The sequence below is a fragment of the Streptomyces sp. NPDC058291 genome (genome assembly GCF_042880855.1).
Classification (GTDB): domain Bacteria; phylum Actinomycetota; class Actinomycetes; order Streptomycetales; family Streptomycetaceae; genus Streptomyces.
On the sequence record NZ_JBHVYK010000011.1, the window covers coordinates 62,839 to 76,210 of the forward strand.

General features: G+C 69.3%; 17 protein-coding genes, 1 tRNA gene and 1 pseudogene. 10 read left to right on the forward strand and 9 right to left on the reverse strand.

Going from position 1 to position 13,372, the window contains the following annotated elements; genetic code table 11:
- Nucleotides 1–291 precede the first annotated feature (291 nt).
- The 4 genes from ACFVYK_RS08200 (at nucleotide 292) to ACFVYK_RS08215 (ending at nucleotide 3,269) form a co-directional block, all read left to right on the forward strand.
- Nucleotides 292–1,320 (forward strand): Yip1 family protein, encoded by a 1,029-nt coding sequence (locus ACFVYK_RS08200; protein WP_389770073.1) that lies wholly within the window; start codon nucleotides 292–294, stop codon nucleotides 1,318–1,320.
- A gap of 262 nt (nucleotides 1,321–1,582) precedes the next feature.
- The gene (locus ACFVYK_RS08205; RefSeq protein ID WP_389770076.1) at nucleotides 1,583–2,365 is read left to right on the forward strand and encodes a hypothetical protein; all 783 of its coding nucleotides are present in this window, start codon (nucleotides 1,583–1,585) and stop codon (nucleotides 2,363–2,365) included.
- 70 nt (nucleotides 2,366–2,435) lie between these two features.
- Nucleotides 2,436–2,717, forward strand: coding sequence for a CPCC family cysteine-rich protein (locus ACFVYK_RS08210; RefSeq protein ID WP_389770078.1), 282 nt, complete (start codon nucleotides 2,436–2,438; stop codon nucleotides 2,715–2,717).
- 333 nt (nucleotides 2,718–3,050) lie between these two features.
- Nucleotides 3,051–3,269 (forward strand): hypothetical protein, encoded by a 219-nt coding sequence (locus ACFVYK_RS08215; RefSeq protein WP_389770081.1) that lies wholly within the window; start codon nucleotides 3,051–3,053, stop codon nucleotides 3,267–3,269.
- 153 nt (nucleotides 3,270–3,422) lie between these two features.
- Here ACFVYK_RS08215 and ACFVYK_RS08220 read toward each other — a convergent pair whose 3' ends face one another.
- The 3 genes from ACFVYK_RS08220 to ACFVYK_RS08230 all read right to left on the reverse strand — a co-directional run bounded on the left by ACFVYK_RS08220 (nucleotide 3,423) and on the right by ACFVYK_RS08230 (nucleotide 4,818).
- Entirely contained in the window at nucleotides 3,423–3,962 is a 540-nt protein-coding gene (locus tag ACFVYK_RS08220) for a phosphoribosyltransferase (RefSeq protein WP_389770084.1), read from the reverse strand.
- Nucleotides 3,959–4,534, reverse strand: coding sequence for a dCTP deaminase (gene dcd / locus ACFVYK_RS08225; protein ID WP_389770087.1), 576 nt, complete (start codon nucleotides 4,532–4,534; stop codon nucleotides 3,959–3,961). The genes ACFVYK_RS08220 and dcd overlap by 4 nt, the downstream gene beginning before the upstream one ends.
- A 92-nt stretch (nucleotides 4,535–4,626) precedes the next feature.
- Nucleotides 4,627–4,818: a hypothetical protein gene (locus ACFVYK_RS08230; protein ID WP_389770089.1), complete on the reverse strand. Its 192-nt coding sequence runs from the start codon at nucleotides 4,816–4,818 to the stop codon at nucleotides 4,627–4,629.
- 274 nt (nucleotides 4,819–5,092) lie between these two features.
- On the opposite strand from ACFVYK_RS08230, the gene ACFVYK_RS08235 reads away from it, so the two are divergent.
- Nucleotides 5,093–5,166, forward strand: a tRNA-Gly gene (locus ACFVYK_RS08235).
- Between the two features lie 90 nt (nucleotides 5,167–5,256).
- Here ACFVYK_RS08235 and ACFVYK_RS08240 read toward each other — a convergent pair.
- Nucleotides 5,257–6,087, reverse strand: a complete 831-nt coding sequence (locus ACFVYK_RS08240) for a tyrosine-type recombinase/integrase (RefSeq protein WP_389770092.1) — start codon at nucleotides 6,085–6,087, stop codon at nucleotides 5,257–5,259.
- Nucleotides 6,080–6,565, reverse strand: coding sequence for a hypothetical protein (locus ACFVYK_RS08245; RefSeq protein WP_389770094.1), 486 nt, complete (start codon nucleotides 6,563–6,565; stop codon nucleotides 6,080–6,082). Before ACFVYK_RS08245 ends, ACFVYK_RS08240 begins: the two co-directional genes overlap by 8 nt.
- A 655-nt stretch (nucleotides 6,566–7,220) precedes the next feature.
- Here ACFVYK_RS08245 and ACFVYK_RS08250 point away from each other — a divergent pair.
- Nucleotides 7,221–7,439: a hypothetical protein gene (locus ACFVYK_RS08250; protein ID WP_389770097.1), complete on the forward strand. Its 219-nt coding sequence runs from the start codon at nucleotides 7,221–7,223 to the stop codon at nucleotides 7,437–7,439.
- A 101-nt stretch (nucleotides 7,440–7,540) separates the two neighbouring features.
- On the opposite strand, the gene ACFVYK_RS08255 is transcribed toward ACFVYK_RS08250, so the two are convergent.
- Both ACFVYK_RS08255 and ACFVYK_RS08260 read right to left on the reverse strand, forming a co-directional pair.
- Entirely contained in the window at nucleotides 7,541–8,248 is a 708-nt protein-coding gene (locus tag ACFVYK_RS08255) for a cation transporter (protein ID WP_389770098.1), read from the reverse strand.
- The gene (locus ACFVYK_RS08260; protein ID WP_389770100.1) at nucleotides 8,248–8,583 is read right to left on the reverse strand and encodes an ArsR/SmtB family transcription factor; all 336 of its coding nucleotides are present in this window, start codon (nucleotides 8,581–8,583) and stop codon (nucleotides 8,248–8,250) included. Before ACFVYK_RS08260 ends, ACFVYK_RS08255 begins: the two co-directional genes overlap by 1 nt.
- A gap of 355 nt (nucleotides 8,584–8,938) precedes the next feature.
- Between ACFVYK_RS08260 and ACFVYK_RS08265 the strand changes: the two genes are divergently transcribed.
- The 4 genes from ACFVYK_RS08265 to ACFVYK_RS08280 all read left to right on the forward strand — a co-directional run bounded on the left by ACFVYK_RS08265 (nucleotide 8,939) and on the right by ACFVYK_RS08280 (nucleotide 12,263).
- A complete protein-coding gene (locus tag ACFVYK_RS08265; protein ID WP_389770103.1) occupies nucleotides 8,939–9,457 on the forward strand; it encodes a hypothetical protein in 519 nt (172 codons plus the stop codon).
- A gap of 80 nt (nucleotides 9,458–9,537) precedes the next feature.
- Complete coding sequence (locus ACFVYK_RS08270; RefSeq protein ID WP_389770105.1) at nucleotides 9,538–10,386, forward strand: DUF4097 domain-containing protein; 849 nt, start codon at nucleotides 9,538–9,540, stop codon at nucleotides 10,384–10,386.
- Nucleotides 10,387–10,461: 75 nt separating this feature from the next.
- Nucleotides 10,462–11,448: an ATP-binding cassette domain-containing protein gene (locus tag ACFVYK_RS08275; protein WP_389770233.1), complete on the forward strand. Its 987-nt coding sequence runs from the start codon at nucleotides 10,462–10,464 to the stop codon at nucleotides 11,446–11,448.
- Complete coding sequence (locus ACFVYK_RS08280; RefSeq protein ID WP_389770107.1) at nucleotides 11,445–12,263, forward strand: ABC transporter permease; 819 nt, start codon at nucleotides 11,445–11,447, stop codon at nucleotides 12,261–12,263. The genes ACFVYK_RS08275 and ACFVYK_RS08280 overlap by 4 nt, the downstream gene beginning before the upstream one ends.
- 232 nt (nucleotides 12,264–12,495) lie before the next feature.
- Here the strand turns inward: ACFVYK_RS08280 and ACFVYK_RS08285 are convergent.
- A pseudogene (locus tag ACFVYK_RS08285) lies at nucleotides 12,496–12,570 on the reverse strand (DNA-binding response regulator); the annotation flags it as partial.
- 132 nt (nucleotides 12,571–12,702) lie between these two features.
- Nucleotides 12,703–13,371 (reverse strand): potassium-transporting ATPase subunit C, encoded by a 669-nt coding sequence (locus ACFVYK_RS08290; RefSeq protein ID WP_389770110.1) that lies wholly within the window; start codon nucleotides 13,369–13,371, stop codon nucleotides 12,703–12,705.
- Nucleotide 13,372 lies beyond the last annotated feature (1 nt).

Here is a 13,372-nt window from a genome sequence, read left to right on the forward strand (position 1 = left end):
GGGGCCGCGCCCCCGCCCTAGGGGCCGGGGGCCCCGCCCGCGTGTCTTCACCCGGGCGGGCCGACCCGCCCCCGCGGCGCCCGCCGGGGCGGGGGGGCCGACGCCGTTCCCGGGCCGCCCCCGCCTCGCCCCTGAGGACAGCCCTGGGACAGGCCCCTAGGTCAGGCCCCTGAACAACCACTGAATCCAGCACCGTTGCACCCCTTAGGGGATGTCACAGCTCGGCAGCAAAGCCGCGCGCGAACGGCGGCCCCGGCACACCACTCGGCAGGACCAGGTACGTTCGAAGGCGTGGCTGGATTCAGGATCGGACGCGGCGGCCGGGACAACCGCGCCCCGCAAACGCGACCGCAACACCCTCCGTACGGGCAGCAGGCGCCCCAGGGCCCGTCGCGGCCCTCGGGCCCGTCGGGCCCCTCGGGCCCGTCGGGCCCCTCAGGACCGTCGGGTCCCTCGGGGCCGTCCTACGGCTACCCGTCGGCCCAGCAGCCGTATCCGCCGCAGCGGCCTCAGTACGGCGGCGCCGGCGGCGGCCAGTGGCCGCAGGCCAACGGCGGCGGTCACGGCGGTCGCAACGGCGACGAGCCGGAGTACTTCGGCGGCGACGCCCCGTACGGGTCGCCCGGCGCCGGCGCTCCGGGCGGCGTCCCGCACGACCCGTACGCCGCGAACAACCCGGGCCACACCCAGGCCTTCTCGATCGACGAGCACCACCAGTACGACCAGTACAACCAGGGCGGTACATACCACGCCGGCTCGGCCCCGGCCGGCCCGGTCGGTCCGCGCCTGCACTGGAAGGAACTGCTGAAGGGCATCGTCCTCGCCCCCCGGCAGACGTTCCTGCAGATGCGGGACTACACGATGTGGGGCCCGGCCCTCGTCGTCACGTTCCTCTACGGACTGCTCGCGGTGTTCGGCTTCGACGGCGCGCGCGAGGACGCGATCCACGCGACGCTCTCCAACGCGATCCCGATCGTCCTGACGACGGCCGTCGCGATGGTGCTGAGCTCCTTCATCCTGGGCGTGGTCACCCACACCCTGGCCCGGCAGCTCGGCGGCGACGGCGCCTGGCAGCCCACGGTCGGCCTCTCCATGCTGATCATGTCCCTGACGGACGCGCCGCGCCTCGTCTTCGCCATGTTCTTCGGCGGCGACGCCTCCTTCGTCCAGCTGCTGGGCTGGGCCACCTGGGTGGCGGCCGGCGCCCTGCTCACCCTGATGGTCAGCCGCTCCCACGACCTGCCGTGGCCGAAGGCCCTGGGCGCGTCGTCGATCCAGCTGATCGCCCTGCTGTCGATCGTGAAGCTGGGCACGTTCTAGCCCCGCCGACAGACAGTCACCCGAGAGGGCCCCGCGGACGACCGCCGGGGCCCTCTCGCACGCCCGGTCCCCTCCCGCGAGGCGACCTGCGCACAGGGCGACGACCGGAACACAGGCGACAACCGGCAACCCGCGCGCACCCGAATAGGTCACATAAGCCGCATGTCGCATCACCGTGACTACCGAGCGTCAGATAACGTGACTGCTCGGTTCGACCTCCAGGACCTCTCCATGACCTCCATGACCTCACCTGGGAGTGCGCGTGAAAGCTCGCTTCGGCCTGCGACGGGGACCGGTGCTCGTGGCCGCCCTGCTCGTCGCCCTCATCTCCGCGATCCTTCCGGGATCGGCCTCCGCCGGCACGGACGACGGCCGGGCCCAGCCGGACCACTGGGGCGTGATCACCCGCAACACGATCGGCTCGCCCGTCGCCGCGCTCCGCAACGGCCCGTACGGCTCGTTCGGCGTGGCAGGCACCTCCGCGAGACCGCCGTACGGCCGCGGCAGCCTCGGCATCGAGGTCGCGGACGACTCCACCGTGCTGCCGACCCCCAGCGAGAAGGTGGACTTCGGCAACGAGGTGGACTTCTACGGCAAGTCGCTGCTCGGGCTGCGGCGGGTCGGTTTCCACGTGTTCCAGACAGGCGAGAACGTCTCCTACGGCGGCCCGACGAACATGCCGAACATCAGGCTCGAGATCGACCCGAACGTGAACTCCACCGACGACTACTCCACGCTGGTGTGGGTGCCGGCCGCGTCCCCCGTGACGAACGCCTGGAGCCCGTTCCTCGACGCCACGACGACCGGCTACTGGTACCTCACCGGCGACACCGGAACCGCGACCGGCTGCACCCAGGCCGCCCGGTGCACCTTCGCCGCGCTGAAGGCGGCGTTCACGTCCCGCAACGCCCGGCCGACCGTCTACACGGTCGCCGTGGGCAAGGGCCGCGACTTCATGTGGATCGGCGCGGTCGACGGCCTCCGTCTCAACGACTACGTCTACGACTTCGAGCCGGACGGCGTCAAAGCACTCAAGGCCAGGTGAAGCGGCCGTCCAGGGGAAGCGGCCTGTCTGTTCGGTCGCTTCTGGAGGCGCTGCCGGGCAGGATGGCGTGATGGTCGCTGACACCCAGGGGAACGCCGAGCCCGGTCCCTGCCGCTGTCCGTGCTGCGGCTTCCTGACGCTCGACCAGCGGGCGGGCTTCGATATCTGCCCGGTGTGCTTCTGGGAAGACGACGGCCAGGACGACGACGACGCCGACCGGGTGCGAGGCGGTCCCAACGGCCGGCTGAGCCTCACGGAAGCTCGCAGGAACTTCCGCCTTCTGGGGGCATGCGACGAACGGCGCGCCGCATACGTACGAGCGCCGCTGCCGCACGAACGCCCCGAGGCCTGACACCCCCAGCCGATGTCCAGGGCTTCCCCGGTTCAGGGCATCGGCCACCGGATATCCGGTGGCCACGCGACACGCGGGTTCTGTAGCGTGCCCGCATGAACGACGACCGAAGGGGCAGTGCCGCGTAGGCGCCCGTCAGCCCTGCGGGGCGACCTCCCTGTCCGCTTGAGGAGCCGGCGACGGCACCCGCCCATCGACCGCCTCTCAGGTTCCTGCACAGCCGACCTGCGCCGGCTGGAGCGGACCCGCTTCTGGCCCGAAGCCACCGAAGAAGCGTTCTGGCACTGGCAGGCCTATGCCCATGGCCCCCTCAGACAACTGGTGGACCCACTGATGGATCCACTCGCAGGTCTCGATTGCGGCATTTCCGAGTGCGGGTGCTACGGGTCCGGCTTCCGCGAGCACCTCGAAGCCGTGCTGCACGCGCTGCCCAGGAAGAGCGCGCGTGAGTTGCGCACCCTCGTGCGGGCCCTCGACAGGAAGATCCTGACCAGGGCCAGGGTCATCCAGGCTGACAGCCTTGACGTGCCATGGTGGCGAGGCCAGCTCTAGGCGCCGCAACGGAGAAGGCCCTGTGCCGTGCGGGGAGGTGATCGGCGTCCCACCTCCCCGGCGCAGGAGCCTTGTCGGTTCCACGCCCGTGAGACGGCGCCGGCACTGCCGCCACCAGTGCCCTCGTCCTGCCGGACGCAGACGGATCAGAGGTCAGAGTGCCTCGGTGGACGGCGTGACCGGCTCCCCCGACCGACGCACCACCGGCAGGACGCTCCACGGGAAGTTGATCCAGTCGCCGGTCCGCTTCCACACGTACTCGCACTTCACCAGCGACTGCGGCTTCTCGTAGACGACGGCGCTGCGCACCTCCGCGACGGCGTCCAGGCAGAAGTCGCGGACCAGCTTCAGCGTCTTGCCCGTGTCGGCGACGTCGTCGGTGATCAGGACCTTCTTGTCGGAGAAGTCGACCACGTCGGGGACGGGCGCGAGCATGACGGGCATGTCCAGCGTGGTCCCGACGCCGGTGTAGAACTCGACGTTCACCAGATGGATGTTTTTGCAGTCGAGGGCGTAGGCGAGCCCGCCGGCGACGAAGACTCCGCCGCGGGCGATGCTGAGGATGACGTCAGGGACGTAGCCGTCGTCGGCGATGGTCTGCGCGAGCTCGCGCACGGCCGTCCCGAACTGCTCGTACGTGAGGTTCTCCCGCGCCGGCTCCGAAGCGCCGCTGCCGTGAGCGCCAGCGCTCACACCTGGGTCCGGTGGAAGTTCAGGAAGGACCGCGAGGCCGTCGGCCCGCGCTGGTCCTGGTACCTGGAGCCGTACCGCTCACTGCCGTAGGGGGACTCGGCCGGCGAGGTCAGCCGGAACATGCACAGCTGGCCGATCTTCATCCCCGGCCAGAGCTTGATCGGCAGGGTGGCGACGTTGGACAGTTCGAGGGTCACGTGCCCGGAGAACCCCGGGTCGATGAACCCGGCGGTGGAGTGGGTGACCAGTCCGAGCCGCCCGAGCGAACTCTTGCCCTCCAGCCGGGAGGCGAGGTCGTCGGGAAGCGAGATGACCTCGTACGTGCTGGCGAGCACGAACTCCCCGGGATGGAGGATGAACGGCTCGTCGCCCTCGGGCTCGATGAGCCGCGTCAGATCGACCTGCTCGACGGAGGGGTCGATGTGCGGGTACCGGTGGTTCTCGAACACCCGGAAGTACCGGTCGAGCCGGACGTCGATGCTCGACGGCTGCACCATGGATTCGTCGTAGGGATCGATCCGTACCCGTCCGGCGTCGATCTCGGCCCGGATGTCCTTGTCTGAGAGAAGCACGTCCCGAGGATACGCAAGGCGCGCGGAGCGACCACCACCGGACGACTCCACGCGCCGAACTCCGGGCGCCTCTTACCGCCCGACCACCGCTCCTACCGCTCTCCCACGGCCACCGCTCCCTCGCGGTACCGTCCGCCCGAAGTCACCGGGACGACGTTGCGCAACCGGGTGCAACGAGGACACCGGACGAGCCGTCCGGGACCGAGCCGCTCGGCCTGCTGCATCGGGAACGAAGCGGTGCTGAACACGTGCCCATCGGCACAACGGACGACGGTGCGCTCCATCAAGTCCTGTAGTCCCTTCCCCAAGAGCCGCGTCCGGCTGCTGCTCGCCGGACACTGAAAGCCACATTACGGGATGAACAGGACGGTCCGACAGGCGGCACTCCGACCCCGCCCGACCCCACTTCCGCCGCACCACCGTACGCCCCAACTCCAGTCCCGGGTAGCCGGATCCCTCCCCTTGAAACGCCCACAGGCCCCGGGGCTTCAGCGCCCGAGGCCTGGCATGAGGTAGAGTTACGGAGCGTTCGGACACCGGTCCAGACCGGCGTCTTACGCGGGTGTAGTTTAATGGTAGAACATCAGCTTCCCAAGCTGAGAGCGCGAGTTCGATTCTCGTCACCCGCTCCATGCGAAACCCCCAGGTCGATGACCCGGGGGTTCTTTGTTGTCCGGAACGGTCAGCTGGGCGCGCACCACATCCGCACCACACGGGCGTGGCTAGCTGCCCGTGGGCTTCTCGTTGTGGTGCGCGGGGTCGTGATCCTTGCCCTTGTGGTGCTTCGCACGCTCGGCGCGGACCAGGTCGCCGAGGCCGGCCGCGAGGTCCCGCCGCCGCCCCTCGTCGGAGTGCTGATAGATCAGCGCGGCTTTTTCGGAGGACTGGCCGGCGCGGACCATCGTGTCCTTGAGAGTGGCGCCCGAACGGGTCGAGAGCGTGTGTCCGGTGTGCCGAAGGTCGTAGAAGCGGAAGCCATCCGGGAGCCCGGCCACGGTGCGAGCGCGACGCCACTTCCGGCCGAACGAGGTACGCCGGAAGGGGGCACCCTTCTCGCCGACGAAGGCCAACCCGTCGGGCCCCTTCTCGGCGAACCAGGCGAGGTGCTGCCGTACCTCCTTGTGGAGGAACGCGGGGAGGACGACGGCCCGGACACCCGCGTCGAATTTGGTCTCCCCGGGGGCGCGCTTGCCGTTGGTCCGCTCCGGTTCGGCGACGCGGACCCGGATCACCATGTGGTCGAGGTCGACGTCCCGGCGACGAAGGCCGGCCAGCTCCTCAGGACGCATCGGGCCGTACGAGCCGAGGTAGACCATGAACCGCCAACGGATGCCGATCGCGTCGGCGAGAGCGTCCACCTGGCAGCGGGTTGCGCGCCGGTTGTTGCAGCGGACGAGGAGTTGGCCGGCCGGGAGGGCTGTCGAGTCGAGGTGATGCAGGACGCGGCCGAACTCACCGGTTGCCGTATGGACGCGACGAGTTGGTCCGCCACTTGGAGCCGACGTCGGTCGACCTCCTGGACGTCGGGGACGACATGCGCCCCCGTCAATCACCTTCCGTTGTCAAGTTTTTCAGACTGAAGGAGACGTTGGCCCAATCATCTGCCCCGATGGCGACGTGGTTTACCAATGGCACCTCCCACGTGGTCGCGTGCCCTCCACCGCGAAATCGCGGAACGTTGAATTCGAAATTCTTCCAATCCGCCAGGTCAGTGGTGTCCTCCGATGTGCCCTCGTAGAACCGCGTCTGACCCCAGATCTGAATGTTCTGCTCATTACCTGGAGGCGGCCCCATGGGCGCGAGCTGGGCGTGCATGTCGACCTCCACCCTGCACTCCCCACCCCACCTGTAGTCGTGGACGAAGGGAATCAGAGTGTCTTGGTTTTCGAGGAGGATCCTGTCGCCTGCTTCTTCTCCGTTCGGGTCGCTCAGGTTTCGAGCCTCGTGGATAAATTGGTCATGACCGAAGTCTTCAGCATCCTTGCCGTCAACTCTGACGAACCCTGAGAGAGTGCGGGTTACAAGTGCCATGGCTTCCATCCTTACTCAGAGACCGCGTTTTGTGCCTTCAAGTCTCCTACTGCCCATAGCGATCCGCAAACGGGTGAATCACATCTCTCATCGCATGAACCGTCAATAGTTGACGGTTCAGCCGCGGAAAAATCCAAGGGAGTTGGGCATCATCCTGGAAATGCTGGGGCGAGAACACGGCCCGCAGCATGGCCCCCCTGGCGGAGGCCATTGCCCGATGGCCCATCAAAACGCGGCGCCGTGGCGTCCGCGCCGCAGGTATCCCGGAGCGAGCAGAGCCGGCGATCAGATCAGTCAAGTCCAGCCGGTCCACGAAGAACTTGACGGCTGATGGTCGAACGAGTTCCCACAAAGGACGGCGCTGAGAGTCTCCGCGCCGTCGTAACGGAAGGCGATTGGGCCCGCGCCTGAGCGATCGGGCGTCTCGAGACCGGCCGTCGACAACCCTCGGCGGTTCCGTGGCTGTTGTCGTTCCGATCTTGAGCGGTGTTGGCCGAACAGGAGTCTCGATCGGGCGACTTCGGTGAGTGCCGGGCAGAGCGCCGACGACAGTGCCGCCGCTGAGTCCGATGCCCGGCACCCCGTCGGTCACGCGTGCACCCAGCAGCGTCGCCCCGGCGGCGTCGGCTAACAGGCCGCACTGGTGTGCCCAGTCGTGCCGGTCCTCATCGGCGGCACCCCCACCGGCCGTACGGCCTTCGGTCTCATCGCCCGCGCCGGTCTCGTCGCGCATCTCGTCGAGCAGCCGGCGGTCGCCTCCGACGCGGCACGGTTCCGCATGCAGGCCATGGCGGATCACAGCGACGACGACGTCGACACCGCGGTCGACATCCTCGACACCTGCATCCGCGAGGCCCGGCAGACCGCCCGCTGAAACCTGCCCCCTGGTGCGAGAGGTTCCGGGAGGGTCGGCCTCCTCGCTTCGGCCCTCCCCGACAGGCCCCCCGCCCTCGTCCCCGTCCCCGCCTGCGCGGGTCAGCCGCAGCAGGTGCAGCCGGGGCGGCAGCCGCACTTGTCCGCTTCGGTCCCGGTCGGCGGCGCTGCGGCGGTGGGCGCGCAGCAGCCCTTGCCCTGCCAGGCGTCACGGCCTTCCTTGACCGCGATGGCGGCGATGACGAGGGCAGCGATCGGGTCGGCCCAGGACCAACCGAGCGTGGCGTTGAGAACCAGGCCCACCAGGAGCACGGCGGAGAGATAGGTGCACAGCAGGGTCTGTTTGGAGTCCGCTACCGCGCTGGCGGAGCCGAGCTCGCGCCCAGCCTTGCGCTGAGCCGCGGACAGGAACGGCATCACCAGCAGGGACAGAGCCACGATCACGATGCCGGGGATCGAGCGTTCGGCCTCGCCGGTGCCGGCCAGCGCGCGGACGGCGTCGACGCCGACGTACGCGGCGAGCGCGAAGAAGGAGACGGCGATGATCCGCAGCGTGGTCTTCTCGCGGGCTTCCCGTGCGTCGTGATCGCGTGCGGAGAACTGCCAGGCGACCGCCGCGGCGGAGGAGACCTCGATGACGGAGTCCAGGCCGAAGCCGATGAGGGCGGTGGACGACGCGAGCGTCCCGGCGGTGAGGGCGACCGCCGCCTCGGCGACGTTGTAGGTGATGGTCGCGGCGACCAGGAAGCGTATCCGCCGGGCGAGCACGTCGCGTCGGGCCGGGGACGGCCCGAGGGATATCGCGCTCATCAGCAGCACCCCTCCTCGTCGGCGTCGGCGCACGTCCGGTCGGTCTCGACGGCGACCACGGCGGTGCGCAGGTCGTCCAGCGCGTGGCCGAGGCGCTCGTCGGCCAGTTCGTAGCGGGTCCGGCGGCCGTCGGGCACGGTGACGACCAGGCCGCAGTCGCGCAGGCACGCGAGATGGTTGGAGAGCCGGGTACGGGAGATCCCGAGCGCGTCGGCGAGGTCGGAGGGATAGGCCGGGGCTTCGCGCAGGGCGAGCAGCAGGCGGCAGCGGATCGGGTCGGCGAGCGCGCGGCCGAACCGGGCCAGCACCTCGATGTCGGGGGCAACAGTCAGCACATCACGACAGTACAAGTTCACCTGAATTCAAGAAATCGTGGACTATCGGTTCGAGCCATGGGCCTGCAGCCGACAGGGAGGGCGGGGGCAGCTCACCTTCACGGCACGGCACGGCACGGCACGGCACGGCGTGGCGTGGCATGACATGGCGCCGAGTGGCACCGCTTGGCACTACTTGGCGCCATCCGGCATCATTCCGCGCCCTCCACATACACGTGAGCACGCATGGCCACCACCATCACCCGGGTCGCCTCCGTGACGTTTTCGCAGGTGAGATGCCCTATCAGCTCACCTCCTCCCCACAAGGCACCACCCGGACTTGCGCATGGCACCACACCGGTGCCATTATGGCGTCATGGACCTCACCCCGTATGTCGACTCTCTCCGCCGCGAACTCGCGGTGGCCGCCGAGGCCGGCGGCGACGAAGCCCGCGAGCTGGCCGAGAGGCTCACCTCTCCCCTGGAGTCGGCGACCCGGCTGACCATGCTCAACGTGCTGTCCGCCGCCATGGACGAGATCACCCGTGAACTCGCCCCCGGCTCGGTCGACGTGCGGCTGCGCGGGCTCGACCCCGACTTCGTGGTGACACCGCCGCCCACCTACGGCGGCGCCCCCGCCGAACCGGCCGCGCCCCTCGAACCGCTCAGGACCCCGGCCCCGGCCGACGGCGACGAAGGCGGAACCGCCCGCGTCAACCTACGTCTGCCGGCCCACCTCAAGACTCGCGCCGAGGAGGCCGCGACCCGCGAGGGCCTGTCGGTCAACGCGTGGCTGGTGCGCGCGGTGTCGGCAGCGGTCGACGGCGGCACCCGGCCGCGTACGCCGGAGAAGGCCCAGACCGTCGGACAGAGCTTCACGGGCTGGGTGCGCTAGCCGCGCCAGCCAACACCACGTCACCCACACCACGTCCCACCAGCGGGGACGACTCAAAGACCCAAGAGGACGGGACAGCCATGCCTTCTTTCGACACTCCCGAAGCGATCTCGGTCACGGCGCGCGTGGAGGCCGGTTCCATCCAGTTCACCGCGGGCGACCGCCTCGACACGGTCGTCGATGTGCGGCCCCGCGACCCGAAGAAGGACCTGGACGTAAGGGCGACCGAGCAGACCGAGGTCACGTACGCGGGCGGCGTCCTGACCGTAAGGACGCCCAAGGGCAATCTGCTCGGGCTCGGCCGCACCGGCACCGTCGACGTGACGGTCGAACTGCCCGCGAACTCGCGCATCGACATGACAGGTGCCTGGGCCCAGGTACTGGGCGAGGGCCGGCTGGGCGAGGTCCACGTGAAGACCTCGTCCGGCGACGTCCGCCTCGACACGACGGGCCCGCTCCAGCTGACCGCGTCGCACGGCTCGATCACCGTGGACCGGGTCGAGGGCCGGGCCGAGATCACCACCAGCTCGGGCAGCCTGCGCGTCGGCCTCCTCGACGGCCCCGCCGTCCTGAAGAACTCGCACGGCACCACGACGGTCGACGCCGCGATCGGCGAGCTGCGGGTGAGCGGCGCCAACGGCGACATCGAGATCCGGCGGGCCGAGGACTCGGTCACCGCCACCACCGCCCACGGCACCCTGCGGGTGGGCGAAGTGGCCCGCGGCACCGTCCAGTTGGAGACCAACCACGGCGCCATCGACATCGGCGTCCGCGAGGGCACGGCCGCCTGGCTCGACGTCAGCTCGGGCTCCGGCCAGGTGCGCAACACGCTCACCGCGTCCGAGACCCCGGAGCCGGCCGAGGACACCGTCAAGGTCCGCGCCCGCACCAAGTACGGCAACATCGACGTCCGCCGCGCCAGGGCCTGAGCACCACCTCGTCAACCGGCCCCTTCCTCCACTCGCTTCAGCCTTCGATCGGAGGGCCCCATGCCTTCATCTGTCATGCCCACGTCCAGGCGGAGCGACGGTCCGCAGTCGCCGGCCGCCGTCTCCACCGTCGCTCTGCGCAAGTCGTACGGCGACAGGACCGTCCTCGACGGCATCGACCTGCGCATCCCTGCCGGGTCCGTGTTCGCGCTGCTCGGACCGAACGGCGCCGGCAAGACCACCGCCGTGAAGATCCTCTCCACCCTTATCACCGCTGACGGCGGGCAGGCCCAGGTCGCAGGCCACGACGTCGCCACGTCACCGGGCGGGGTGCGCGCCGCGATCGGTGTCACCGGGCAGTTCTCCGCCGTCGACGGCCTCATCACCGGCGAGGAGAACATGCTCCTCATGGCAGACCTGCACCACCTGTCCAAGCGCGAGGGGCGGCGGGTCGCCGCCGAACTGCTGGACCGGTTCGACCTCACCGAGGCCGCGAAGAAGCCCGCCTCCACCTACTCCGGCGGCATGAAGCGCCGCCTGGACATCGCCATGACCCTGGTCGGCAAGCCGCGGATCATCTTCCTCGACGAGCCGACCACCGGCCTCGACCCGCGCTCCCGCCACAACATGTGGCAGATCATCCGCGAACTCGTCTCCGGCGGCGTCACCGTCTTCCTCACCACCCAGTACCTGGAGGAGGCCGACGAGCTCGCCGACCGCATCGCGGTACTCCACGACGGCAAGATCGCAGCCGAGGGCACCGCCGACGAGCTGAAGCGGCTGATCCCCGGCGGGCACGTCCGGCTCCGCTTCACCGACCCTTCCGCGTACCGGAGAGCCGCCTCCGCGCTACGCGAGGCCACCCGGGACGACGAGGCGCTCGCGCTGCAGATCCCCAGCGACGGCAGCCAGCGCGAGCTGCGCTCCATCCTCGACTGGCTGGACTCCGCCGGTGTGGAGGCCGACGAGCTGGCCATGCACTCTCCCGACCTCGACGACGTGTTCTTCGCCCTGACCGGCGGCACCGACCGAACCGACAAGAAAGGTGAGGCTGTCCGATGAGCTCCCCCCTGGCCCCCGCCCGCCCGACCCGGCTCTCCCTCGCCGTACGCGACTCGAACACGATGCTGCGCCGCAACCTCCTGCACGCACGGCGCTACCCGTCCCTCACCCTGAACCTGCTGCTGACGCCGATCGTCCTGCTGCTGCTGTTCGTCTACGTCTTCGGCGACGTGATGAGCGCGGGCATCGGCGGAGGCGGCGCCGACCGCTCGGAATACATCGCGTATCTCGTCCCGGGCATCCTGCTGATGACCATCGGCGGCACCTTGGTCGGCACCGCGGTGTCCGTTTCCATGGACATGACCGAGGGCATCATCGCCCGCTTCCGCACGATGGCGATCCACCGTGGCTCCGTGCTCATCGGGCACGTCATCAGCAGCGTGCTGCAGTCGGTCGTCAGCGTGGTTCTCGTCGGCGCCGTCGGCGTGGCCATCGGCTTCCGCTCCACGGACGCCACGGCCCTGGAGTGGCTGGCGGCGTTCGGGCTGCTCACGCTGTTCGCCCTGGCGTTCACCTGGATCGCGGTCGGGATGGGCATGGTCAGCCCCAGCGCCGAGGCAGCCAGCAACAACGCACTGCCGCTGGTCTTCCTGCCGCTCATCTCCAGCGCCTTCGTCCCGGTCGACTCGATGCCGGGCTGGTTCCAGCCGATCGCCCAGTACCAGCCGTTCACGCCCGCCATCGAGACGCTGCGCGGACTGCTGCTCGGCACGGAGATCGGCAACAACTGGTGGATCACCATCGTCTGGTGCCTGGGCCTCGCGGCACTCGGCTACCGCTGGTCGAAGGCGGTGTTCAACCGCGACCCGAAGTGACCGCGCGGACTGCCTCTCCCCAGTTCGTCCCGTCCGAGGGCGGCGTACTCCGACACCCCTTCGGAGTACGCCGCCCCGTCGGCGTTCTGCATCAGCCCTTGCCCCTCGACAGTCCTACGCGATCGCCCTTGCGAACGCGTTCGGTTCCGGTTCCGGCACCCGGGCCGAAGACGTGCTGCCGGCCCTCGAGCCGGAGCGCGCCGGCGCCGTCGGAGGCCGCGTCGACCCCTTACTGGCGTGCCTGGAGATTGATGATGAAGGCCCGTACGAGTCGCAGGTCGTCCTCCACCACCAGCACCCGTGTCATGGGCGTGCGCCTTTCCTGTCGTACGTCGGACTGTCAGCGCCGGGGCCGTGCAGCGGGCCTTATGGCTGCGGGAGTTGGCGGAACCCGGTTCTCCCCGGACCCGCCGACTCCCCTGTGGTTCGCGTAACGCCATCAGCTCTTCGAAACGAGTTCCTTGAGCGCGATGTTGAGTTCGAGGACGTTCACCCGCGGCTCACCGATGAAGCCGAAGGTGCGACTCTCGGTGTGGTCGTCGACCAGCTTCTGCACCTGGGCCACGGAGAGACCGTTCTTCTCGGCGATCCGGTGGACCTGGAGGTCCGCGTACTGCGGGGAGATGTCCGGGTCGAGGCCGGAGCCGGAGGAGGTGACCGCGTCGGCGGGAACGTCGGAGGGCTTGACCGTGTAGCCGTTCACCGAGTTGTCCTCGATGACGGCCTTCTTGGCGGCGGTCACCCAGTCGATGAGGTCCTTGTTGTCGGCGGACCGGTTGGTGGCGCCGGACAGGATCAGCTTGTACCGGGTGTTGACGCTGTTGCTGCCGAGGCCGTTCCGCGGACGGCCCTGGAACCACTTCAGGTCGGGCTCCGGGGTCTCCTGGCCCTTCTTCAGCGGCAGGTTGTACGACTGCCCGATCAGGGACGAGCCGACGACCTTGCCGTCCGACGTGATCTCGGAGCCGTTGGCCCTGCCGGGGAAGATCCCCTGGGCGATGCCGGTGACGACCAGCGGGTAGATGACGCCCGTTACCAGGGTCAGCACGAGCAGCGCTCGCAGGCCGGCCCAGAGCAACCGGGCAGTGTTCGATACCGAGTTGTTCATG

Excerpts from the sequence above, each read along its gene's own strand:
- ACFVYK_RS08210 (WP_389770078.1), top strand. The coding sequence starts at position 2,436 with ATGGTCGCTGACACCCAGGGGAACGCCGAGCCCGGTCCCTGCCGCTGT.
- ACFVYK_RS08215 (WP_389770081.1), top strand. The coding sequence starts at position 3,051 with ATGGATCCACTCGCAGGTCTCGATTGCGGCATTTCCGAGTGCGGGTGC.
- ACFVYK_RS08230 (WP_389770089.1), bottom strand. The coding sequence starts at position 4,818 with ATGGAGCGCACCGTCGTCCGTTGTGCCGATGGGCACGTGTTCAGCACC.
- ACFVYK_RS08245 (WP_389770094.1), bottom strand. The coding sequence starts at position 6,565 with ATGGCACTTGTAACCCGCACTCTCTCAGGGTTCGTCAGAGTTGACGGC.
- ACFVYK_RS08255 (WP_389770098.1), bottom strand. The coding sequence starts at position 8,248 with ATGAGCGCGATATCCCTCGGGCCGTCCCCGGCCCGACGCGACGTGCTC.
- ACFVYK_RS08265 (WP_389770103.1), top strand. The coding sequence starts at position 8,939 with ATGGACCTCACCCCGTATGTCGACTCTCTCCGCCGCGAACTCGCGGTG.
- ACFVYK_RS08270 (WP_389770105.1), top strand. The coding sequence starts at position 9,538 with ATGCCTTCTTTCGACACTCCCGAAGCGATCTCGGTCACGGCGCGCGTG.
- ACFVYK_RS08275 (WP_389770233.1), top strand. The coding sequence starts at position 10,462 with ATGCCCACGTCCAGGCGGAGCGACGGTCCGCAGTCGCCGGCCGCCGTC.
- ACFVYK_RS08280 (WP_389770107.1), top strand. The coding sequence starts at position 11,445 with ATGAGCTCCCCCCTGGCCCCCGCCCGCCCGACCCGGCTCTCCCTCGCC.
- ACFVYK_RS08290 (WP_389770110.1), bottom strand. The coding sequence starts at position 13,371 with ATGAACAACTCGGTATCGAACACTGCCCGGTTGCTCTGGGCCGGCCTG.